The organism is Cypionkella sp. (assembly GCF_028290025.1).
Classification (GTDB): domain Bacteria; phylum Pseudomonadota; class Alphaproteobacteria; order Rhodobacterales; family Rhodobacteraceae; genus Cypionkella.
This window is the reverse complement of the sequence record NZ_JAQGKQ010000088.1, coordinates 161231-183171: the sequence shown is the minus strand read 5'-3', so window position 1 is coordinate 183171 and position 21941 is coordinate 161231. Positions and strand designations below refer to the sequence as shown.

The window sequence follows — 21941 nt, the reverse complement described above, 5'->3', positions numbered from 1 at the left end:
CTAGCTCCTTCCCAACACGCCAAAGGTCATGCCCATCAGCAGATGTTTGCGGATCAGATAGAAGAAGATCAGCACTGGAATAATCAGCACGACGCCGGCCGCACAAATCTGAGTCCACTCAATCCCGGTCGCGCCAGAGGCTGTTGAGATTTTAACCGGCAGAGTCTTAGCCTGCGTGGTGGTCAGGATCGACGAAAACGCAAACTCGTTCCACGCAAAGATGAAACAGAAGCCAGCGGTGGCAGCGATCCCGCCCTTGACCATCGGCAGCACTAGGTGGCGGAAGGCGTAAAGTCGGCTGTATCCGCTGACAATGGCGATCTGTTCAACCTCACGCGGCACACTGTCGAAAAAGCCTTTCATGATCCATGTCGCCAGCCCGACATTGGCGAAAACCGAGATCAGCACCAACCCGGTGCGGGTGTCGGCGAGGCCAAGTTTGGCGAACATGATATGGTAGAACACTAGCACGGCCACGGGCGGCAACATCCGAGTGGACAGCACGAAGAACAGAAAATCGCCCTTGCCGCGAAAATCAAAGCGCGAGCAGACATAGCCCGCAAGCGTGCCCAGCAGAACCGCCAATGTGGTGCCGACCGATGAGACGATGACACTGTTGACCAGCGAGTCGAACACGCCAAACGATGACGCACTTTCCCGCGCAGCCCCCACGCCAAACACGCTTTGATAGCCGGTCAGGTCAGGGGTAAAAATCCAAGTCGGCGGCATCGCAAACAGATCGGCCCGGCCTTTCAGCGACGAAATCATCAGCCACAAAATCGGCCCCAGATTGTAGACGGTATAGATCAACAGCAGGCCCAACAGCAGCCAACGCCCCAGATGATCTATTGCCTTGTTGCGTGCTGCGGACATTCTTCCCCCGGTCTGCTTGGTGCCTGGTTGAACGGCTGATTTGCGTGGAGATAGCTGGGGCCACCCGAAAGCGGCCCCAATTTTGCACGTTATTTGTTGGCCGCGACCACACTGTCTTGCCCAACTGGCGAGATCAGCACGTCTGGCACTTCCGGCAACTCTGCGGTGCGGGTGATCTTGTAGCCTGCCCGCTCCAGCGTCCGCTCTTGCTTGATGGCGGCATCCGTCAAAGCCTGTTCGACGGTTTTGGTGCCTGACACAGCGTTGGAAACTTCTTCCTGCAACTGATCCAACATCACCGGATATTCCGGCAGGTGCCAGTAGTCGTTCAGATATTGCAACGCCTTGGAAAACTGAGCATTGTAGGCGTTTAGTCCCTGCCATTCCGGGCTTTCCAGCACGGATTTCAAGCCAGTTTGGCAGACGGCAGCATAGCGGGTTTGCTGTTCGGGCTGGAAATACCACTCCATGAACTTGACCAGCTCGGGCAGCTTTTTGGAGTATTTGTTAATCCCCATACCCTGCCCGCCGACCGAGAACTGCCGACGGAATTTGCCATCGCGGCCCACGGCACCCGGCAGGATACCAAATCCGGTAGTGGCCGCGAATTTATTGACCTTTGGATCGGCGTTGGACCCGTTGAAGTAGAACCACTGCATCGCCATCGCCAACTGGCCTTGCTGAAAGGCCGCGTTGACCTCATCGAAGCCCCAGTTGCCACTGCCTTGCGGGCCGTATTTGAACATATCGACATAGGCCTGCACGCCGTCGATCGACGCTGGAGAGTTCAGATAGCCCTGCACTTCCATGGTGGCTGGATTGTAAAGCTCGCCACCAAACGACCACAGGAAACTGTTCGAGGCAGTGGTAGCAAAGTCGTACTCCCGCCCGCCCATCTGGCCCCAGCCATAAAGCCCCTGCTCGGGACGCGTGAAGAACTCGGCGACTTCCTTGGCATCTTGATAGGTTTCCGGCACCGCCAGATCGCGACCATATTTGGCCTTGAAGGCTTCCATTTCTTTTGGATCTTCAAACAGATCCTTGCGATACATCAGCCCATACGCATCTTGGTTGGCAGGCAAACCGTAAAACTGGCCCGAACCATCCGGGTATTCGCCGTATTGCGACAACGAAGCCGCCGGGAACAAATCGGCCTTCAGATAGCTGGATTGATCAAAAATATCGTTCATTTTGACGACATGGCCGCCGCCCGCAAACTCGGCGGTGGATTGGCTGTCCCACATCGCAAAATCAAATGCATCGCCCTGAATGGCAAACTCCGAGGCGATCTTGTTGTGCCATTCCGGGCCATAAGGCACCAGCGCAGGCACGATCGAGACTGATTTGTCGGGGTAGCCTTTGGCGATGCTCATCAGCGCATCGGCACAAGTGCCAGCGTGCCAGACGAACGTAAGCGTCGTGTCCGCGTTAAGTGGTCCGGCCAAACCGAAAGCACCCGCAACAGCGGCAGTCGCCAGAAGCGCACTGCGTCTTTTCATGGTCTTCCTCCCTTTATGGATCAGGCCTGCATCCGCTCCACCGGTCACGGCCCTTAAATCAGCTTAACGCACATTCCGCTTTTGGATCAATATTTTTGTTAAATTTATCATTTATTCCGTTCGTTGTCAGTTTTAACAAAAACGACTTATGATGCCGTTGCAGCATGAATCGCTTAACGCCATCATCATAAATTATTGTTATTACGTAATATATACCTATCTTCCGCATCGCAGCACCGAGAATTCCTTATCCCAAAAATCCGCTAGACTTATCATTTGGCATGTTGGACTAATGCATAAATGTTAAATGTCTCAACGAGTGTCCCGATGGAAGACAACAATCCGAACGCAGATGATTCGCTTTCCAAGTCCGAACGGCGTCGGGTACGAATCCTGCAAACGCTGATGAATGGTGCGGCCTCGCAAATCCGCGATCTGGCCGAGGATTTAGGCGTCAGCCTGATGACCATCCACCGCGATCTGATGGAGCTCGAGAAAGAAGGTCTGGTGCGTCGCCTGCGCGGCTCGGTTTCGGCGGAAAAATCTTTGCTTTTTGAAAGCAGCTACAATTATCGCGGCCGCAAGCAGGTGGATGAGAAAAAGCGTCTCGCCCGCGCCGCTGTCGATCGGCTGGAACCCGGAAATGCGGTGATTATCGACGACAGCACCACCACCTATCATGTCTGCGATTATCTGGCCGAGGTGACGCCGCTGACTGTGATCACCAACGCAGTGCCCATTCTGGAACGCTTGCGCACCATGCCCGATATCGACCTGATCGCCACCGGCGGGCGTTATCATCAAGGCTATAACGGCTATTTTGGCGCGAGTGCGGAGAAAGCAATCCGGTCTTATCACGTCGATGTCGCGATCATGTCCACGACCACCATTCAGGGTCTCGCGCTGTTCACGCCCGATGAAACCGTGGTGCGATCAAAGCTTGCGATGATGGAGGTGGCGCGCAAACGCTTCCTGCTGGCGGATGCGACGAAGTTTCAGTTCAGCGCGCTGAACTATGTCGCGCAGATCACCGATTTCGATCTGGTGCTGCTGACGGGCGATGTGCCGCAGGCAAACCTTGATCAGATGCGGCAGGCGGGCGTGAAATTCGAATTGGTCTGAGGGAGGGTCGGCAATGACAGCAATCGGCAAAAAGCGGCGCATGGCGCAAATGTTTCGCAAAGACAGCGGGAGGATGCTGTGTCTGGCGATGGATCACGGCATGATGGTGGGGCCGATTGCGGGCATCGCCGATCCCGCCCCGCTGATTGATGCGGCGGTGCAGGCCGGCGTTGATGCAGTGATCGTCAGCCCCGGCATGTTATCGCGCTATCATGCGCGGTTTGCAGGCGGGCCAGCGATTATCCTGCGCTTGGATCAAACGACCATGTGGCGCGAGGGCACCGCCTTTGCCTATCCCGATGCGCATCAGCGGTTGGTTTTTCCGGTTGAGGATGCTGTGCAAATGGGGGCCGAAGCGGTGATGACCTATCTGTTCACTTGCAACAACCGCCCCGAGGAAGAAACTCATAGCTTCGAGATTTGTGCCGAAGTCGCCCGCGATTGCCGTCGCTTCGGCCTGGTGCATGTGATCGAAGCAATGGCCGCCCGCGGTGGCTTCGTGAACCCCAACGACCCCGCCACCGTGGCAATGAATTGCCGGATCGCTACTGAAATCGGTGCCGATATTCTGAAAACAGATTGGTGTGGAGCAGCGGGCATGGCAGAGGTCGCAGCGACAGCAATGGCTCCGGTTTGTGTTGCAGGCGGGGCGGCGGACGGTAGCGAGGCCGATCTCATGGCATTTGCCGAAGCGGCAGTGGGCAGCGGTGCCAAGGGGCTAATGTTTGGGCGCAATGTATTCCAGCGGGGCGATCAAGCGAGTGTGCTGTCGAAACTTGCAAGTATCATTCACGGCGACGATGCGGAAAGCTAAACAGTGCCATGGTTGTCTATATCGTAGATGATATTCACAAACTACGACAGGGATCCCGTGGCGACCCAGCCCCATGATGCGCGAGCAGCCGCGCCAATTCCATCACGGCAGCATAACTTGCAGCCTCGTGTGATGATCCGAAGTCGCCGCCCGGCCAGCCCGCAGAGCCGCGGAAATAAGGCCCAGCCGCAATCAAACCTTCGGCAGCTTCACTCAAGGGCGCCAATTCACATTCAGTGAGGTTGCAAGACAGCATCGGGCAACGGTCGGCGCTGAAGCGCTGATCGGTCAACCCCAAGGCGTGATAGGCACGCAAGAACGCGTAAGACCACGCCCCCACCAGCGAATTTAGCACGAAATCCGGGCAAGTGGCGCGGATCTCATCAATCATCCGCTCGACATCCAACGCACCTATCGGCAGATAACACTCGCCCAGCACAACGCCGCCTGCCTCAACGATGGTCATGCGAGCCAGACGGTTGATTTCCGATCCCCAAATGTAGTTCGAGCCTGTCAGATAGACCCGCCGTCCATGCGCGGGCAGCGCCCAATCCAACAAAGGCAGCAGGTGCTGATTTGGGCAAGCATGCGTGTAGACCACCCGATCTGACGCCTCAAACCCCTCGTAGGGCAGCGGATACCACAACGTGCCGCCCAGCTTTTCTAAGCTGGGGATCGCCTCTTTTCGGCTGAGCGATGTGACGCATCCGACTATGTGACGCGCCGCACTGTCCCGTAAAATTTCCTCGCAGAGCGGTCCGTAAGCATCAGCATTTCCACCCGGATCGCGCAGCACGGGTGTAAACTTCAATGGCTGTATGGTATCGGCATTGATCGCCGCGATCGCAGCCATCGCCCCAGTCAGGCTTGCCCGCGACAGCAAGGCGTAGCTGCCCGAGCCTGAATGCAGCAATCCTAGTGAGATACAGCGTCTCACCCGATCAACCCAAATAAAAAAGCCCCGCGTTGAACTCTCTGAAAAGGGTCCAAACCGCGAGGCGCAAATGCCGTCCGGCCAGACCTGTGCTTCGGCGTGCAAAATTGGCTCTGACTCAATCTTGATGCACATCACGCACTACCCAGCAGTCGCGCGCGCAGGAGGTCGAGGTTTGCCCTGCCATACATCTGGCGTTTGACCAGCTTCAGCTTGGTGATCTGTCCTTCTGTCTGGCCATTGGACCAAGGGCTGGCGATGGCGGCGGCGACCGCAGTTCGATCCGCGATGATGCCGCGTGTGAAGGCGACCAGATGTTTAGACGCGTCTTGGATCCATGTATCGAGGTCTTTTGAACAGCCGGTGCGGATCATGTGGTGGAAACGCTGAACAAGGGTCTTTGCTTGCCATAGGTCTGGCAACTCCGCTTCTATCAGAGTTGCCAGCATGAGGTCGGCACGTGGAAGGCGGTCTGGATCGAGCATAAGCAATTTGGCGATCATTCGCGAACTCGGACATCTGCGCGGTAACTCCGTTGCCTCATCCCGGCGGCGCCGGGTCGCCCACTCGGTGACGACACGTAGAGAGCCTGCGTAACCTTGGGCGCGCAATCGTCTCCAGAGTTCTGCGCCGCTTCGGCAACCACTTGCCCACTCGTGCGACAGCCAGTCGAGATATCCGTCCAGTGTGCTGGCTCTTGATCGGAAGACGTCAGAACGATCGCCTCGCGCAATGTTGCGCACGCATTGCCGCGATCGGCCGGTGCGGCGGACGATGTCTTTGATTGGCACCTGTGCCTTCACCAGGTCCGTGATCATGGCGCTTTCCGCAGAACGACGGCGCCAGCCCTCGTATTGCTTGCGCTCGACGGCCGTCATGACCTCCGGACCAAGCTGCCTTACTCCCACAACCCGGCGGATGTCTCGCATCGCGTTCCGGACAACGCCTAAGAGGGCCGCACTACAATTTTCCATGAGATGCCAACGGTCTGCGACCTGCACGGCGTCCGGACGCCCGCAGCGGCCGGCAGGTCCATAGCCACCGCCACGATCCCGCGCGATGATCTCGATGGAGGGGCGTGCCGCCAGCCAGGCCTGAGCCGTCGCCGTCTCGCGATCCGGCAGGACATCAATGATCCGCCGCCGTTCGAGGTCACAGACGACGGTTCCATAGCGGTGACCCTTCCGCCAGGCCCAGTCATCGATGCCGACCACCCTAGGTGAGGCGTCAGTTGCTGGTGCCCTTCGGCGCACGACCCTGAGTAGCGTATCGCGGCTGACCGGAAGGACCAGTCGCTTCGCTGTCCGCTGGCCCGGGCGACCACCAAGGACGAGGCCAATATGATGAACAATCCCCTCGAGACGCTCCGTCCGCCTCCCAAATCGCTGCACGATAGACGGGTCAAACCGCTCGGCGAAGATCTTCACAGGGCAACCGATTGACCTGCATCTGAACCGCCGGGTTTGAAGCAACAGTCTTCCCGCCGAACCATGTGACGGCAAATCTGCCAAGCTCCTGACGTATCGACTGTGAACCGAACCCGACACCGCCCCGCATCCAGGGCAAGCCGATGATCGCAACAATGACCGTGCTACCACCGTGACCAGGCCGTCGCAAACTACGATCGATTCAACGATCAGCCCCTCCGGCACCTCCAAACCATCCTTGTGTATCCGCGACATATTGTTGGTCCTCCCGGAACCATCACAACATGTCGGCCAGAAAAGCGTGCATCAAGATTGAGTCAGAGCCCAAAATTGACCCCCTAGGCGGGGTTATCGGCGTCCAATTTTGATGTGGTGGACGGCCCCTGTCCCAACCGTGACGCGGATTGGCGCCGTGGTATGATCGGGGCTCCAATATAGGGAGGAATCATTATGACTGATGTTGTGACGGTTGGTCTCGACCTAGCAAAGAACGTATTTCAGGTTCATGGAATTGATCGGGAGGGCAGGATCGGCGTGCGTCGCAAACTGCGGCGGGCGGAGGTGCTGCGGTTCTTTGCCATGTTATCGCCGTGCCTGGTCGGGATGGAGGCATGCGCTTCATCTCATTACTGGGCGCGCGAGATCGGCCGACTTGGCCATGAGGTCAGGCTGATGCCGCCTGCTTACGTTAAGCCCTACGTGAAGCGCGGGAAGACAGATGCGTCGGATGCCGAAGCGATCTGTGAAGCAGTCACCCGTCCGACGATGCGTTTCGTGGCGGTGAAGAGCGAAGACCAGCAGGCGGTGCTGATGCTGCACAAAGTCCGCGAGCTTCTGGTACGCCAAAGAACGATGCTGACGAACGCGCTGCGGGCGCATCTGGCTGAGCTCGGCATCGTTGCGGCTCAGGGCCTGGAAGGGCTGAGCAGCTTGAAGCTGCACTTCCATGCCGTTCGCGACGAGCTACCGAACCATGCCGCCGTGGCGCTTCACGCCCTGCTCAGCCAGGCTGATGGTCTTGCAGAACAGGTCGAGATCCTTGAACGGAAGATCCTTGACTGGCACCGGTCGAACGATGCCAGCCGCCGGTTGGCCACCATCCCGGGCATCGGGCCGATCACCGCCAGTGCGATCGCGGCGAACGTGCCTGACGCCAGCCTTTTCCGCTCGGCGCGCCAGTTCGCTGCCTGGCTTGGTCTCACACCGAAGGCGCATTCGAGTGGCGGTAAGGATCGCCAGACCGGAATCAGCAAGCAGGGCGACGGCTACATCCGACGCCTGCTAGTCTCCGGCGCGACTGCGGTTCTGCGCTTCACCCGGCAGGGCGACCCGGGGAAGGCTTGGTTGTTGCAGATGAAAGAGCGCAAGCGGCCAAAGGTCGTGGCAGTGGCTCAGGCCAACAAAACCGCACGCATCGCCTGGGCGATCTTGCGGCGGAACGAAGTTTACGCGGCCCCAGCCGGATAACCGGATAACCGACTGACGAGCAGCGAAGTGAATGCGTCGAGGCTGAGAAAAGATGACAAACCGGTCGAACCGGGGATCAGGACACCCCACGGGGTCAAGGCGCCGGGTGAGCGCGTAATTTTGATTGGGACCTGATCTGCGGACTTCATCTGGGCCAGCGGTTCCACCGCACATAAAGGCCGTAGACATGACTGCTTTCGGCATAGGCGCGTCAGATTCTCAGCTTGCGCATCAGGGGCCGTCCAGACATGGTCCCGCGGAAATGTGTCCGGAAGGTCTTTAGGAAGGCATCGTTCAGGGCATGTTTGCCTGAAGTCACGCTGTCGTTGAGGTGGATGTACGCGATCTTCCGTTTGGCCAGTTCGTCGGCGAGATAATTGTAGGTCTCTTCGACCCAATCATCATTTTGCACTTCGACCTGTTGGTTGTGCGGGGACAGGCGAATGCCGACACGATCTGCCCCAAGCTCCCCTACTACAGCGTCTATCGTCTCCAGCGCGAAGCGCGCACGGCTTTCAACGGAACCGCCATAGCGATCGGTTCGGTCATTCATGCTGGGGTTGAGAAACTGCTCGAAAAGGTAGTTGTTGGCGGCGTGGATCTCGACACCATCGAAGCCGGCCGCCACGGCGTTGCGGGCACCCCGGACAAAATCAGACGTTACCCGAGCCACCTCGTCAGTTTCCAACAAGCGCGGCACGGACGGATCAAGGTAGCCTTCAGAGCCATCCTCCAAGTAGGTGAACACCTTAAATCTTGGATCTTCAACTCGTCTCGACGATGAACTGACTGGCGCTTGGCCACCCGGCTGCATGGATGTGTGGGAGATGCGACCGACATGCCAGAGCTGGGCGAACATCGTGCCACCTGCATCGTGCACGGCTTCGGTTACCAGCTTCCATCCTGCGACCTGCTCAGCAGTCCAGATACCGGGACACAAATATATCCCTGAGCCTCAGGGGACACCGGCGTTCCTTCGCTGACGATAAGGCCAGCGCTTGCCCTCTGGCGGTAGTAAGCTGCCGTCTCTTCATTCGCAATATTGTCTGGGCGACGAGCACGAGTCATCGGCGCCATAACGAAGCGGTTTTGAAGAAGGCGCCCGCTCAGGTCGTAAGTTTCGAGTAGCTTTTTTATCGTTCTAATCTTTCACTGAGGATGACTTGCGAAGACCCTATCCAGTTGGAAAACTCTAGGCTAAGGGCTGGTCGACAAGTGCCAGCAACTGCGCTTTATGCATTTCCGCCCAAGCACGGACGCCGATAGCGGGCCTTCCGAGCAGGTAGGGAACGTCATCCTTGACGGTGCCCAAATAGCCCATGCGTCCGTTCTCGAACTGCACCAGAAGCTCGAACGAGCTGCGGGCATACCAGTCCTCGACCGCTATTGTGCCCTTCTTGAACAGCGCCTCCATATCTTCCGCATCAAGAAAGTTGCAGTGGATCGAACGATCCAGAACTTCGCTAAATACGGTAGCCTGTTCGGAGCTGGTCATGGTTTCAGTGCTAAGATAGTAATCCTTCGAACCATGGCGTTCCGGACCGTCGCGCAGGACTTTGCCGGTCACTGCGGCCAAGTCATGAAGCGCAACGTAACCGACGCGGTTCTCGCCCCAGAATGTTGAGAAGGTGCCCCCTATGGGCTGCGACACGCTGAGCATGTTCTCAAGAAACACGTTCGGATGCAGGTGCGTCCAGGCGATGCCACTGGACTCGATGTAAGCTTCAACCAGCGCGAACCAGCTGGATTTCGAGTCGGTAGCGTCCTCAGCCGCAAAAATGCCCTGGTTGACAATGTGCTGCACGCCCGCCTTCTTCGCCGCGTCTACCAGGGTCTTGGTCTGATGGGTCATGGCGATGGTGTAGCCGGTAAGTATATTCATGCGATCGACGCCACAAAGCGCCGGGCCGAAAGTCCGGGGATCGTCTAGATCAAAGAGGACCGCATCGCGCCCCTCAGCACGCAGCCGCTCCAGATCCTTTTGCTTGCGCACACCAATTCGGATGCGCACGCCACCAGGATCGCGGTCGAAATCCTCCAAAATCAGCCGGCCCGTTTGGCCCGTGGTGCCCATGAGAAAGATTAGGGGAGTGGTGTCAGTCATTATGCTCTCCAATTTGTCATTGTGTAGTTTCGACAGGTCCGTCTGCCCTCTGTCGATCTCCCCAAGGAGCGGCCCCAAATCCGCTGGATAATCACAGTCATACTCGGGCATCTATCCCGTACTGATCTGGCGCTCCGATGTGGTCGCGAAGCGTCTTGCCTTCATAGTCGTGGTGGAAGAGCCCTCGCTCTTGCAGCAGTGGCACGACGCCATCGACAAAGGCATCGATACCATCTTCATTGACGTCGGGTGAGATCCAGAAGCCATCAGCTGCACCACCTTCGAACCACTGCTGCATATGGTCGGCAACATCGACAGGCGTCCCTGCAACCACAGGTTGATAGTCGATGACGCCGTGAGCTAGTATGTCGCGCAGGATCCACCCTTCGCGAGCAACCATGAGGGCGCGAATTGAGCGCGGATCTTGGTTCGATGGCCTGGCTTGCGCCAATTGTTGGGGCGACAAAGGCTTGTCCAGATCCGATGGATCGAGCCGGACGCCAATCATGTGCTGCAGATAGGCAACCCGCTGCGGGAAGGCCCGCTCGGTCAGTGCGATACGCCTGTCGAGCGCAGCACGCTTGTCGGCAGCAATCGTCGTCATCAGGCCGGGTATGAACTTGATTTCATCAGGATTGCGCCCGCCGCTTCTGCGGCGTTTCGGAAGGCGGTGCGGTGTTCGATTGCTTCTTCGATGGAGAAGGCTGCACCGATCACAGCGCTGGCGTAGCGTCCTGCGAGGCTGAGTGCATTGTTGCTGAGACCGGCAGCGTGAAAGACAACAGGCTGCCCCTGCTCTGAAGGCGGAATGTAGAGGGGACCGCGGGAGGCAACGTATTTGCCGCTCAGGTTGACTGGTGCGACCTCTTCGGACTTGGCAAACTGGCCTGTGGCTTGATCGTGTACCCACGCATCCTTGCCCCAGCTTCCCCATAGGGACTGCACCAGCTGAATGAACTCATGGGCTCGGCCATAGCGATCTGCCGATGACGGGATACGGACACCATAATTTGCCGCGACATCGTCGCCTGCCGAGGTGATGGCGTTCCAGCCGGCCCGCCCATGGCTCATGACATCAAGCGCCTTGAACTGGCGGGCTAGGTTGTACGGTTCGTTGAAGGTGGTGGAGCCAGTTGCAACCAGCCCGATACGTTCGGTTCCCCGCGCAACCGCCGCCAGCGTCATCATCACGTCCAGATTGAAGCCTGGCGCTTCAAAATCGATATCGGCGGAAACGGCGCTGGGACCGTCCGGAAGGAAAATGAACTGAAACTTTCCCCGTTCGGCTGCTTGTGCTTGACGAACTCGGGTGTCGTAATCGGTGTAATTGGTAGGATCGACCCAGGGCATGCGCCAGGCACCCGCCAGAGCGCCGTAACCGTTGCCCAGATGCATGCCGATAATCATTTTGGGCTTGTTCATAATGTGCCTATCAATGGGCGTTTGTCACCGATCGGCAACGCAAGTTGGTTGCGTGGACGCAGGCGGTGCGGCAAGGGCCACTCAGCCTGCAAGGTTGTCGCTTTACGGTTAGTGGACCCCGACAGGGACGCCGCTGCCTGCGGTGGTCTTAGGCATGGCAAAGGCGATGACAAGGGCGGCAATCGCTACGAAACAGCCAACCAGATAGTAGTACTGGGCACCATGGGCCATGGAGGGTGCAAGAGCTTCGCCGCCGGCCACGTATTTCGCGCTTGCAGACGTCATGATCGAGAACGCGATGGCAATGCCTGCCGCACCTGTCAGCTGCTGGATGGTGCTCATGATGGCGGAGCCGTGTGGCAGCAGGTGCTTGTTGAGGGCGCCGAGCGATGCCGCATAGGTCGGCGTCCACAAGAAGGCCTGTCCGACAATGATGAATATGTAGGTTGCGAGCAGCACCGGGATTGGCGTTCCTGGAGCAAGGGTGGACAAAAAGTACAGTCCTGCCGCGTCGATAACGGCGCCGATGATCATAAGCGGTCGTGCGCCGACACGATCATAGTAACGTCCAACGACCATCGAGATGAAGGTGATCGTTAGGCCGCCTGGCAGCATGAAGAGGCCTGTTTGCAGAGGCGTCAGGCCATAGGAGGTTTGCAGCATGACAGGCATCAACGTCATCATGCCGGCTGCGGCGGTCATGAACGCCAAGGCGAGCAAGCTGGTCGTCGCGAAAGTGCGATTGGCGAATGGCCGCAGGTCAAGCAGGGCACGGTCAGACTTTTGCAGATGAAACTGCCGTGCGGCAAACAGGGCGACAAAGACCAGACCAACCCCTAGGGCCAGCCATGGTGACACGATTGAGTGCCCGCCCGAACCCTCGCCGAACGAGGCCAATCCGTACACGACGCCAGAAAAGCCAACGGCGGAAAGCAGTACCGAGACCACATCGAGTTTAGCGTGACGGGGCGTGCTCGGCACACGGATCATGCGGTTTCCAACGACGAGGCAAATCAGGGCGATCGGCAGGATGGCGATGAACAGCCACCGCCAACCAGCGACCGACAGGATAGCCCCGGCCATTGCAGGTCCGAAGGCGGGGGCTGTCGATGTGGCGACGGTCAGCAAGGCCATCATGCGCCCCTGGCGCGAGCGTGGCACAAGAGCTGCGACAGCAGTAAAAGCCAGAGGCGTTGCAATTGCGGTCCCCACGGCTTGCACGATGCGACCGATCAGCAGCACCGAAAACCCGGGTGCCACGACGGCAATCAATGTCCCCAACGTGAACAGCGACAGCGCGATCGTATAGACCGTCCGCATGCGGAAACGCTCCGTCAGGAAACCCGTCGCCGGAATAACGACGGCCATCGTAAGCATGTAGCCAGTCGTGAGCCACTGGACGGTCGAGGCATTGATGTTGAGATCGATCATGACGCGCGGCAAGGCGACAGCCATCATCATCTCGTTGAGGATGACAGTGAAGGTCGAAGCGATCAGCACCGCTATGGCAATGATAGCTTCTGGTGTCAGCTTTTCGCTTTCCACCTTTGTTTGAGTTCCTGCCCTTAGAGGCATGACGATATCAGCCATATCAGTTTCCTAGTAAATAGCACACAAGTTTTTCGAGTGTGTTTGGATGTAAAGTGATGCCAGCCGCAACTCTTGCGGCTGGCAAGTGTGGATCAGGCAGACATGACTCTGTTGTTCGAAGCCAAGCCATGCCGCGTGAATTCGACTTTCCCGCTTGCGATAGCCTGCATGATGGCATCGCGGTTCTTGGGAGCCTGGTCCTTGCTGGCATCGGCTAGAGCAAGCGCAAGCTCCTCGGTGGTCAACTCTGTGCAATAAGCAGGGGTACCGGGCTGGAAGCGCCAGGATTCAGCAAGGGTGCCGGCGTCCACAGTGTCAAACCCGGAGATGTCCATCAACTCTGCAACCGCTTTCTTGGCAGCGGCATCGTCACCGGCGATCGGTATGGCGATGCGGTTGGCAGTGCCCGTTGCCGTGCCGGCTTCAGCCAGGGTCTGTGACAGAATGGCGTTCCACGCCTTCACCAGGGGGCGTTCAACCTGCTCGCTGACCCAAACAGTTTCGGGTTTGCCAGCATCAACCTCGGCGATGGTGCCATCACGTGCGGGATAATAGTTCGACGTATCGACCACGATAGCATCGCTCGGCGCATTGGCCAGAAGCTTTGCAACATCCGGGTTCTTGGCGAAGGGCACTGAAAGGATCACCACGTCCACATCTTTGGGCGCATCTTCGTTCGACACTGCCCGGACGCTTGTGCCTCGTACGGCGTCAGCCAAGCTGTCAGGTCCGCGAGAATTGGAGAGCTTGACCGAGTGGCCTGCTGCCGCAAATTTGCGTGCCAAAAGCGCGCCGATGTTGCCGGCGCCAACAATGCCGATTTTCATGAGTATATTCCTTGTTAATTAATCTACGGCAGGCCGAGCGAAGTCGTTCAGCGTGTCGCGTAGCGAAGCCATACCGGCCTCATCCATCTTGCATGCGCTTTTGATCTGGCCTGCAACGTTCCAAACCTCCTCTTTGATCGCCTCGCCGGTCGGCGTCAGATTGATGATGACCCGGCGCTCATCACTTGGATCTCGAAGGCGGCTGATCATGCCGCAGACTTCGAGACGCTTGAGGAGTGGCGTAATCGTGCCGGTATCCATACCAAGGCTTGTCCCCAGGTCGCCCACATAACGAGGGGTTCCGGCATAAAGCTCAAGCATGACAAGATATTGTGGAAAAGTGAGCCCGAGCGGGTCGAGGAAAGGTTTGTGCATACGCGCTACCCGACCTGCGACGCCATAAATGGCGAAGGGCAACTGCGTAGCCAAGCGATGGGCACTGATGATTTTGTTCGGCATGGAGTCCTTATTGCCATTGTGGCATAACTCGTTGGCAATTGTCTCGTGAGCAAGTTACTAGAGAGGAAACTTCGCGTCAAGCAGACCCTAGCGATAGTGAGCCATTCGAAAAATGCATGTCTCAGGCCCAAGTGGAGATGTAGGCTGGGACAAGCTGCAGGCGCTTGTCCTAGATAGAATCAATCACGCGCCGCGAATGGCCACCTTCCCCTTGCGACCGGGTTCCGCGCTTGCCCGGGCCGCTTCTGCCACGTGCTCGATGTCATAAGCCGCCTCAATAGGAAAAATAAGCTTCTGCGCAGCCGCCGCCTGAAGGAGTTCGCCAATGAATTGGCCGATGCGCTCCGGCGTTACGTGAGGCTTGGCGCCCCAAAAGCCCTTGACCGTGATGCCGCGGAACAGCAGATCCTGCGCTGCAATCTTGAGCGGCTGCTCCGTCATTGCGCCGAAACTCACCAAGACCGCATCATTGCTCGCAACCTTGAGCACCTGAGCAGCACCGTCGCCACCCAGCGAGTCTACTGCGCGAAGTACCGGCGCGCCACCGGTTAGCTCTTTGGCCTTGTCTGCCCATCCCTCAACGTCAGTCGCTATAACCTTGTCGATCCCGAGCGCTCTCAGCTCCGCCACTGCTTCCTTGCGACGCACTAGCCCAAGCACTTTGATGCCGCGTTCGGCGCCAAAGCGCGCGACGAGCTTGCCGACGAGACCGTTGGCGGCGTTCTGGACTATCCAGTCGCCCGGCTTCACATCCAGCGTGTCGAGCAATACCTTGGCACTCAACGGCATAGCAATCAGCTGGCAGGCCGTTTCGTCACTGACACAGTCCGGTACCGGCACCAGCCCAGCTGCATCGGCAAGATAAAACGTCGCCCAGGTCTGGCTGGCGCCACCGGCGACCCTCTGCCCGACCACAAGGTTATCGACGCCTTCGCCCAGAGCCTCAACCACGCCAACGGCCTCGGTACCTGGAAATGCAGGCAAATCCGGCATTGATCCATATTGACCGGCGATGATCATTAGGTCGTGGTTGTGCACGGGCGACAGAACCATCCTGACCAGAACTTGACCCTGGCTAGGTGTTGGCGTGTCAGCTTCTTCGCTGGAAAGAACATCTTGGGGCGATCCAAATTGAGAATGTGTGGCGCGTTGCATGCGAGCTCCTGAAATCAGCAGGCGGCTAACATGGACCTTAACGCTCGATTGCACAATACCTATTTGGCGAGTATCTAGTAAACCAGTTAGTGAGCGAGTCGAGAGGAAGTCCAGTGAGAAAAATGAAGGCATTGCGCGCAGATTCATTTGGCAAGCCAAGAGACGTTCTGAAGCTGGTGGACGTTGACATCTGTCAAATGGCGCGCAAAACTAACCCCCCGTGGGGGTGCTGACGAAAAGTTAGACTATCTGGGAGATAGTTCATGTATTCCTACGAAGAGCGCATGCGCGCAGTGGAGTTGTATATAAAGCTCGGCAAGCGCGCGGGCACGATTTACCAGCTGGGTTACCCCAGTAAGAACGCTCTGAAGGGCTGCTGCCGTGAATATGAGTGTCGGCAGGATTTGCGGTCAGGATTTGCGCCACGGCCCCCTAAATTCTCTGAAGCACAAAAGCAGATCTCGTTGCAGCACTTTGCCGCTCATGGTCGTTGCATTTCGTGGACGATGCGGGCCATAGGCTTCCCTGGCCGGGCAACGTTGACGGCCTGGGTGCGCGACGCTTTTCGCGAAACCAAACGGTTACGGTCGGTGCCCGTGGCCGTGGAACATACTCTGACGCTGTGAAGCAGGCCGGAGTGGTCGGACTCTATAGTCGCCGAGAAAGTGCACCGACTTTGGCCGAAAAGTTCGGGGTCAGCAGGCCAACGCTGTATAACTGGAAAAATCAGTTACTTAGCCCGGAGGCTCCTGCCACCATGAAACGCAAGAACACTGCTCCTTCAGTATCTGCGCCAGAGCGCGAAAAATTGGAGAGCCAGCTCGAAACCCTGCAGCGCGACATCCGCCAGCTTCAGATCGAGCATGATCTGCTGAAGAAGGCGAATGAACTGATAAAAAAGGATCTTGGCGCCGATCTGCAGTCCCTGAGCAATCGGGAAAAGACCATGCTGATCGACGCCCTGAAAAATCTTCATAAGGTCTCGGAGCTACTGGCCCGGTTACGCCTCGCTTGCAGCTCATACTTTTACCACCGCGCCCGTATCGCCCTAGAAGACAAGTATCTTGCCGTTCGGCGCGCCATGGCGGACATCTTCGCAAGAAACCATTGCCGTTACGGCTACCGTCGGCTGAGAGCCTCTCTGACACGGCAATCTATCTCAATCTCGGAAAATGTTGTGCAGCGCCTGATGAAGCAAGAGGCATTGGTCATCTCAAAGCCGAAACGGCGGCGTTACAGCTCATACCTCGGCGAGGTTAGTCCGGCGCCTGAGAATATCATCAATCGAGAGTTCCAGGCTACCGCTCCGAATGAGAAATGGCTGACCGACATCACCGAATTCCACATCCGAGCGGGTAAAGTTTATCTTTCGCCCATCATCGACTGCTTCGACGGCCTCGTCATCAGCTGGGCAATAGGGTCCAAACCTGATGCCGATTTAGTAAACACGATGCTCGATGCGGCGATCGAGACGATCGTGAACAGCGGCGAGCAGCCCATTATCCTTAGCGACCGCGGAGCCCATTATCGCTGGCCAGGCTGGCTTAAAAGGGTCAGTGAAGCAAAGCTCGTCCGCTCCATGTCAAGAAAGGCCTGTTCGCAAGACAATGCGGCTTGCGAAGGCTTCTTCGGGCGCCTGAAGACGGAGTTTTTCTATCCTCGGGATTGGCGGGCTTCACGGCTGAACAGTTCATCAATGAGGTTGATGGCTACATCCGCTGGTATAACGAAACACGTATCAAGATGTCTCTTGGCGGCCGGAGCCCTATCGAATACCGTAAAAGCCTTGGCCTTACTACGTAAACAAGTCAAACTTTTTGTCCGCACCTTCCCGTCATAGCGTGGATCAGTTTTTACATTGCTGTTGCTCCGCGACGCCGGGTGTTGACTGAGAGGGGGTAAACAGATTGGTCACACCAACCTACTTACCCCCGCGGTGGCTTAAACCTTTGATGCCTATGTGTCAGGAAGATTTCATCATAGCGGCGAAGCGTTCAGACACCAGCCCGAGTAGGCCGCCAATCACCAGGGAAACCGCGACGCAAATCAGTGGATTGGCCGCCGTCAGCGTGGTCAGCGACGCGCCCGACAACAAGCCATAACCTGCGGTCGAGGCATAGCCGTAGACGGTGGCGGGAATGATGTTTAGGGCCTCAATCTTCGCCCCCATCACAAGAATACCTGCCGTCACCCCAACCACCAGCGATGGCCAGAGCACGCCGGGCAAGCCAGAGTTGACTTGGGTGATCAACAGCAACGCGACATATGCCATCACCACGCCCCAAAGATTGGCGCAGACAGATTTGCGCAAACCCACGACGCCGCCGCCGCAATGGTAAAAACTTGCCCAACCAATGAATCCCACCCAAATCTGGATGGTGCCGATGGTCAGGAACAGATAGGTCGCCACCGCCCCCAATAGGCCAATAGAGACCGCCAATGTTGTTATGATATCCACTTCACTCTCTCCCTCTTGCCAGATTTCTGGCTGTTCTTCTTATCCGCTGGCCGTTGCAGGAACCGGGAAAATGCCAGCGCTGGGCAAGATTGCCCTCCCCGGTTTCGTTCAAACGGCCCGCTCTTGATGCGCCGTGTTTGTGCACATGCGCGGCCGCGAGTTGCGACGGCCGCCCTGGGATGTGCTGCGGTTGGCGGCGTTTTACGCTATGGCACGATCACCCCACGGCCCGCGAAGCGGCGGTGTTTGAAATCATCGAGGGCTTGGTTGATGTTATCCAGGCTGTATTCGGCGTAGTGCATCTTGACCTTGCCGTCGGCGTTCAGCTCCATCAGCTCTACCAGTTCGGTGTAGTTGCCGACCAAGCTGCCGCCGATGTTGATCTCGTTGATCACCAGATGCGCGGTGGGGACCTCGATCTTGCCGCCGTAGCCGATCATGATCAATTCACCACCGGGGCGGACCATCTTCCAGCATAGGTTTTCGACGCCGAGTTCGCCGACAAAATCCATCACCACCTGCGCGCCGCCGCCGGTGATTTGCTTGATTTCCTCGACAATATTCGGGCCGCCATCCAGCACAAAATCCGCGCCGAGGTCTTTGCAGAGCTGGCGGGCGGCGGGTTCACGGTCGACCGCGATGATGCGGCAGCCAGAGATTTCATGCAGGCATTGCAGGGCGATATGGCCGAGGCCTCCTACTCCGACGATCACGCAATAGGCACCGGGGCGCAGGGCTTTCGCGGCTTTTTTCGCGGCGCGGTAGGCGGTGATCCCGGCATCGGCCATTGGCGCTACGTCCAAGGGTGTGATGTTGGGGTTTAGCTTGATCAGGCTGCGTTCCGAGGTCAGGAAGTATTCGGCAAAGCCGCCGTCCAGACCCAGCCCCGGAAACAGGCTATGTTCGCAGTGCATATCGTCGCCATAGCGGCAGGACAGGCAAATGCCACAGGTGCGGTGCGGGTGGCAGATCACGGTATCGCCGGGTTTGACTGAGGTGACGCCGGAGCCGACATCCTCGACCCAACCGGCGTTCTCATGCCCCATGATATAGGGCAGCAGGTTGCCGCCCTGATCCATGATGTCTTTCCACACGCCTTCGATGATGTGCAGATCGGTGCGGCAGAGGCCGGCAGCGCCGACTTTGACGATCACATCCGTGGGCCCCATGATGGTGGGGGCTTTGACGGTTTCGATCTTCAGTTGCACGTTCATCGCGGGGTCGTATTCGTATAGTCTTGCGGCTTTCATGGCGCAGCCCTTTCCTGATTTTGATGGTCAACCAATCACTTACGGCCCAACTTTTCGGCACCGCCACCCAAGGCAGCGCCTGCGGTCGGGTCTTCATCCTCGGCCAGATCGGCGATCAGGGTTTCGGTGGTCAGGATCAGCGTGGCGACGGAGGCGGCGTTCATTAGCGCCGAATAGGTCACACGCACCGGATCGATCACGCCGGATTTCATCAGATCTTCGTAAGCGCCAGAGGCGGCGTTATAGCCGTGATCGCCGTGCAGCGCGCAGACCTTGCGCACCACATCATTGGGTTCGGCACCTGCGTTGAACGCTATACGGGCGAGCGGCAGGGTCAGCACCGATTGCACCAATTCGATGCCGCGGCGCACATCGCCCTGCTCGGCCAGCGCAAGTTCGGCGAGCGAGGGCGCAATCCGCGCCAGCGCCACGCCGCCGCCGACCAAGACGCCTTCGTCTGAGGCGGCGCGAACTGCGTTCAGCGAATCTTCGATCAGTTGGATGGTGCGTTTTTGCTCCACTGGCGTCACGCCGCCCGCGAAGATTGTGGCGGTGCCACCGCAGAGTTTGGCGAGGCGTTCTTGCAGCTTGTCTTTGTCGATATTGGGCGGGGCGACTTCGTACAGCCGTTGCACTTGGGCGCGGCGGGCAGCGATGGCTTGCGGGGCGCCATTGCCGCGAATGATCATGGTGTCGGAATTGGTGGCCTCTACCCGCTCGGCGCTGCCCATATCCAGACGGGTAATGTTTTCCAGACTGTCACCCAGATCGCGCGCCAGCACCTTGCCGCCGGTCAGGATCGCCAGATCCTCCATCATGTTGCGGCGCCAGTGGCCAAATTCCGGCGGATGCACCACAAGGAATTTGCCGGGGCCGTCTTTGCCCAGCAGGGTCAGCAGCACCTCGGGCGAGGTTTCTTCCGAGATGATCACCAAGGGGCGGCCATCCTCAGCGGCAATCGCCTTGGCCGCGTCGAGCTGGCTGGCGGTTTTCATCTTGATATCGGTCAGCACGATATAGGGGTTCAGCACCACGGCGCGCATCGCATCGAGATCGGTGACCATGTGATGCGAGATATAGCCGCGATCAAACGCCATGCCATCAACCACTTGCAGGGTCGAGGTGTTTCCCGTGCCGTATTCGGTGGAAATCACCCCCTGCGCGCCAACGCGGCGGAAGGCTTCGGCAACGAGTTCGCCCAATTCGGTGCTGGAGGCCGAGATTTTGGCAACCGCCGACAGCACCGCGTGATCTTTCACCGGCTTGGCGGCGGCGCGCAAAGCGTGGGTGGTGGCCTCAACCGCCATCGCGATGCCACGGCAGAGATCAACTGGCTTTGCGCCCTTGTCGATCAGCACCACGCCGGATTGGATCATCCCATTGGCCAGCACGATCGAAGTGGTGGTGCCGTCGCCCGCCACGTCATTGGTCTGCATCGAAACCTCGCGCACCACCTGCGCGCCCATGTTTTCAAAACGGTCGAACAGCTCGATTTCCGAAGCAATCGACACGCCGTCGCGGCTGATCAGCGGCGTGCCCATCGGGCGGTCGATCATCGCGTTCATGCCCATCGGGCCGAGTGTGGCTTCAACCGCCGCCGACAGTTTCTGCACCCCATGCGCCAAAGCGCGGCGGGCGTCGTTACCGTGGATCATGATCTTGGGCATAGTTCCTCCTTCGGCCTAAGCCGGATTTTGCAGTGTTTTTGGGATCGCCTGTCAGCGGCAGGCGTGTGTCGGGGTGCGGGTGGTAAAATCGACCAGAACGGGCACATCGCCGGAAAGATCGGCCTCTTGGTAGCGACTGCGTTTCAGTCCCCGGCATAGTGAGCCGGAGAATTCCATATTGATCCTGACCGAGCGGAGCAGGCCCATATAGGTGGCATAATCGTCAATCTGTGCGCCCTGATAAGTCGGGAACGCCAGATCGCGCGGGCTGGGGGCGAGGTGTTTTTCGTCAAGGATCGCCAGATAGCGGGCTTTCTGGCGGATGGTTTCGGGGTCGGTAAATTCGGAGATTTCAACCAGAGCGCGCGGCATGGTCAGGATTTCAGCGGTCAGAAAGCCCATGGTGAGCATGGCTTTGATCACCACTTCTTGACGGCGCTGGAAGGCTTTGATGTCGAATTTTTCCCGCAGTGCGCCAAGGTCTTCATCGGGGTGGAGTTCGGCAAAGACCGAACCAAAACTGGCCCCGGCGTTGATCGCGGCGTTCATTTCCTCGGCGGCCATGTGGTCTTGCAGCGTCACCACTGCTTGATTGACCCAAGGCAGGGTTTCGATCTGGCGCTTGATGCCTTCGGCCATCAGGAAGGCGAAATTTGGCGAGCACCAATAGGTTGGCAACCGAAAGCTGACATGCACCGTGCTGGTGTTTTGGTCGGGGGGGCTGGTGATCGACACCGCCTCGATGAAACCCATATCGGTGACGGGCTCATCAAGTTCGGGGTCCATCACCAGATCAAGCCGCGCCCACACCTGTTCCAATGGGGCTTGGTTTAACCGGGCGTCATTCAAGACGAAAGGTGTGGGCGCGTTCAT

At 58.1% G+C, this 21941-nt stretch carries 18 protein-coding genes and 2 pseudogenes; 4 read left to right on the top strand and 16 right to left on the bottom strand.

Annotation, left to right across the window (positions count from 1 at the left end; all coding sequences use genetic code 11):
• Entirely contained in the window at positions 1–873 is an 873-nt protein-coding gene (locus tag JWS10_RS15550; protein ID WP_299508779.1) for a carbohydrate ABC transporter permease, read from the bottom strand.
• A gap of 89 nt (positions 874–962) precedes the next feature.
• A complete protein-coding gene (locus tag JWS10_RS15545) occupies positions 963–2372 on the bottom strand; it encodes an extracellular solute-binding protein (RefSeq protein WP_299508778.1) in 1410 nt (469 codons plus the stop codon).
• Positions 2373–2699: 327 nt separating this feature from the next.
• On the opposite strand from JWS10_RS15545, the gene JWS10_RS15540 reads away from it, so the two are divergent.
• The gene (locus JWS10_RS15540; protein WP_299508777.1) at positions 2700–3494 is read left to right on the top strand and encodes a DeoR/GlpR family DNA-binding transcription regulator; all 795 of its coding nucleotides are present in this window, start codon (positions 2700–2702) and stop codon (positions 3492–3494) included.
• 13 nt (positions 3495–3507) lie between these two features.
• A complete protein-coding gene (locus JWS10_RS15535; RefSeq protein ID WP_299508776.1) occupies positions 3508–4308 on the top strand; it encodes a fructose-bisphosphate aldolase in 801 nt (266 codons plus the stop codon).
• A 34-nt stretch (positions 4309–4342) separates the two neighbouring features.
• On the opposite strand, the gene JWS10_RS15530 is transcribed toward JWS10_RS15535, so the two are convergent.
• Both JWS10_RS15530 and JWS10_RS15525 read right to left on the bottom strand, forming a co-directional pair.
• A complete protein-coding gene (locus JWS10_RS15530; protein WP_299508775.1) occupies positions 4343–5245 on the bottom strand; it encodes a transporter substrate-binding protein in 903 nt (300 codons plus the stop codon).
• Positions 5246–5376: 131 nt separating this feature from the next.
• Positions 5377–6924, bottom strand: a complete 1548-nt coding sequence (locus JWS10_RS15525; RefSeq protein WP_299508774.1) for an ISL3 family transposase — start codon at positions 6922–6924, stop codon at positions 5377–5379.
• Positions 6925–7119: 195 nt separating this feature from the next.
• Here JWS10_RS15525 and JWS10_RS15520 point away from each other — a divergent pair, with 195 nt between their 5' ends.
• Entirely contained in the window at positions 7120–8136 is a 1017-nt protein-coding gene (locus JWS10_RS15520; protein WP_299508773.1) for an IS110 family transposase, read from the top strand.
• 211 nt (positions 8137–8347) lie between these two features.
• Here JWS10_RS15520 and JWS10_RS15515 read toward each other — a convergent pair.
• The 8 genes and pseudogenes from JWS10_RS15515 to JWS10_RS15480 form a co-directional block, all read right to left on the bottom strand.
• Positions 8348–9204: pseudogene (locus JWS10_RS15515) on the bottom strand (alkene reductase).
• 124 nt (positions 9205–9328) lie between these two features.
• Positions 9329–10240, bottom strand: coding sequence for an NmrA family NAD(P)-binding protein (locus tag JWS10_RS15510; protein WP_299508772.1), 912 nt, complete (start codon positions 10238–10240; stop codon positions 9329–9331).
• A gap of 97 nt (positions 10241–10337) precedes the next feature.
• Positions 10338–10844, bottom strand: coding sequence for a hypothetical protein (locus JWS10_RS15505; RefSeq protein ID WP_299508771.1), 507 nt, complete (start codon positions 10842–10844; stop codon positions 10338–10340).
• Entirely contained in the window at positions 10844–11662 is an 819-nt protein-coding gene (locus JWS10_RS15500) for an LLM class flavin-dependent oxidoreductase (protein ID WP_299508770.1), read from the bottom strand. Before JWS10_RS15500 ends, JWS10_RS15505 begins: the two co-directional genes overlap by 1 nt.
• A gap of 108 nt (positions 11663–11770) precedes the next feature.
• Positions 11771–13252 (bottom strand): DHA2 family efflux MFS transporter permease subunit, encoded by a 1482-nt coding sequence (locus JWS10_RS15495; RefSeq protein ID WP_299508769.1) that lies wholly within the window; start codon positions 13250–13252, stop codon positions 11771–11773.
• 92 nt (positions 13253–13344) lie between these two features.
• Complete coding sequence (locus tag JWS10_RS15490; RefSeq protein ID WP_299508768.1) at positions 13345–14079, bottom strand: NAD(P)-binding domain-containing protein; 735 nt, start codon at positions 14077–14079, stop codon at positions 13345–13347.
• Positions 14080–14097: 18 nt separating this feature from the next.
• On the bottom strand, positions 14098–14538 hold the full coding sequence (locus tag JWS10_RS15485) for a MarR family winged helix-turn-helix transcriptional regulator (protein ID WP_299508767.1): 441 nt from the start codon (positions 14536–14538) through the stop codon (positions 14098–14100).
• Between the two features lie 183 nt (positions 14539–14721).
• A complete protein-coding gene (locus tag JWS10_RS15480) occupies positions 14722–15693 on the bottom strand; it encodes a zinc-binding dehydrogenase (protein WP_299508766.1) in 972 nt (323 codons plus the stop codon).
• A 263-nt stretch (positions 15694–15956) separates the two neighbouring features.
• On the opposite strand from JWS10_RS15480, the pseudogene JWS10_RS15475 reads away from it, so the two are divergent.
• Positions 15957–17496: pseudogene (locus JWS10_RS15475) on the top strand (IS3 family transposase).
• Between the two features lie 160 nt (positions 17497–17656).
• Here JWS10_RS15475 and JWS10_RS15470 read toward each other — a convergent pair.
• From JWS10_RS15470 to JWS10_RS15455, 4 genes are all read right to left on the bottom strand, one after another.
• The gene (locus JWS10_RS15470) at positions 17657–18151 is read right to left on the bottom strand and encodes a DUF1097 domain-containing protein (RefSeq protein WP_299508765.1); all 495 of its coding nucleotides are present in this window, start codon (positions 18149–18151) and stop codon (positions 17657–17659) included.
• Between the two features lie 206 nt (positions 18152–18357).
• Positions 18358–19401 (bottom strand): NAD(P)-dependent alcohol dehydrogenase, encoded by a 1044-nt coding sequence (locus JWS10_RS15465; protein WP_299508764.1) that lies wholly within the window; start codon positions 19399–19401, stop codon positions 18358–18360.
• Between the two features lie 35 nt (positions 19402–19436).
• The gene (locus JWS10_RS15460) at positions 19437–21068 is read right to left on the bottom strand and encodes a molecular chaperone GroEL (protein WP_299508763.1); all 1632 of its coding nucleotides are present in this window, start codon (positions 21066–21068) and stop codon (positions 19437–19439) included.
• A gap of 51 nt (positions 21069–21119) precedes the next feature.
• The gene (locus JWS10_RS15455; RefSeq protein ID WP_299508762.1) at positions 21120–21941 is read right to left on the bottom strand and encodes an iron-sulfur cluster assembly protein; all 822 of its coding nucleotides are present in this window, start codon (positions 21939–21941) and stop codon (positions 21120–21122) included.

Coding starts and splice junctions, on each gene's coding strand:
- JWS10_RS15460 (WP_299508763.1), bottom strand. CDS start 21,068: ATGCCCAAGATCATGATCCACGGTAACGACGCCCGCCGCGCTTTGGCG.
- JWS10_RS15480 (WP_299508766.1), bottom strand. CDS start 15,693: ATGCAACGCGCCACACATTCTCAATTTGGATCGCCCCAAGATGTTCTT.
- JWS10_RS15505 (WP_299508771.1), bottom strand. CDS start 10,844: ATGACGACGATTGCTGCCGACAAGCGTGCTGCGCTCGACAGGCGTATC.
- JWS10_RS15455 (WP_299508762.1), bottom strand. CDS start 21,941: ATGAACGCGCCCACACCTTTCGTCTTGAATGACGCCCGGTTAAACCAA.
- JWS10_RS15500 (WP_299508770.1), bottom strand. CDS start 11,662: ATGAACAAGCCCAAAATGATTATCGGCATGCATCTGGGCAACGGTTAC.
- JWS10_RS15465 (WP_299508764.1), bottom strand. CDS start 19,401: ATGAAAGCCGCAAGACTATACGAATACGACCCCGCGATGAACGTGCAA.
- JWS10_RS15550 (WP_299508779.1), bottom strand. CDS start 873: ATGTCCGCAGCACGCAACAAGGCAATAGATCATCTGGGGCGTTGGCTG.
- JWS10_RS15545 (WP_299508778.1), bottom strand. CDS start 2,372: ATGAAAAGACGCAGTGCGCTTCTGGCGACTGCCGCTGTTGCGGGTGCT.
- JWS10_RS15535 (WP_299508776.1), top strand. CDS start 3,508: ATGACAGCAATCGGCAAAAAGCGGCGCATGGCGCAAATGTTTCGCAAA.
- JWS10_RS15510 (WP_299508772.1), bottom strand. CDS start 10,240: ATGACTGACACCACTCCCCTAATCTTTCTCATGGGCACCACGGGCCAA.
- JWS10_RS15520 (WP_299508773.1), top strand. CDS start 7,120: ATGACTGATGTTGTGACGGTTGGTCTCGACCTAGCAAAGAACGTATTT.
- JWS10_RS15540 (WP_299508777.1), top strand. CDS start 2,700: ATGGAAGACAACAATCCGAACGCAGATGATTCGCTTTCCAAGTCCGAA.
- JWS10_RS15490 (WP_299508768.1), bottom strand. CDS start 14,079: ATGAAAATCGGCATTGTTGGCGCCGGCAACATCGGCGCGCTTTTGGCA.
- JWS10_RS15525 (WP_299508774.1), bottom strand. CDS start 6,924: ATGTCGCGGATACACAAGGATGGTTTGGAGGTGCCGGAGGGGCTGATC.
- JWS10_RS15495 (WP_299508769.1), bottom strand. CDS start 13,252: ATGGCTGATATCGTCATGCCTCTAAGGGCAGGAACTCAAACAAAGGTG.
- JWS10_RS15485 (WP_299508767.1), bottom strand. CDS start 14,538: ATGCCGAACAAAATCATCAGTGCCCATCGCTTGGCTACGCAGTTGCCC.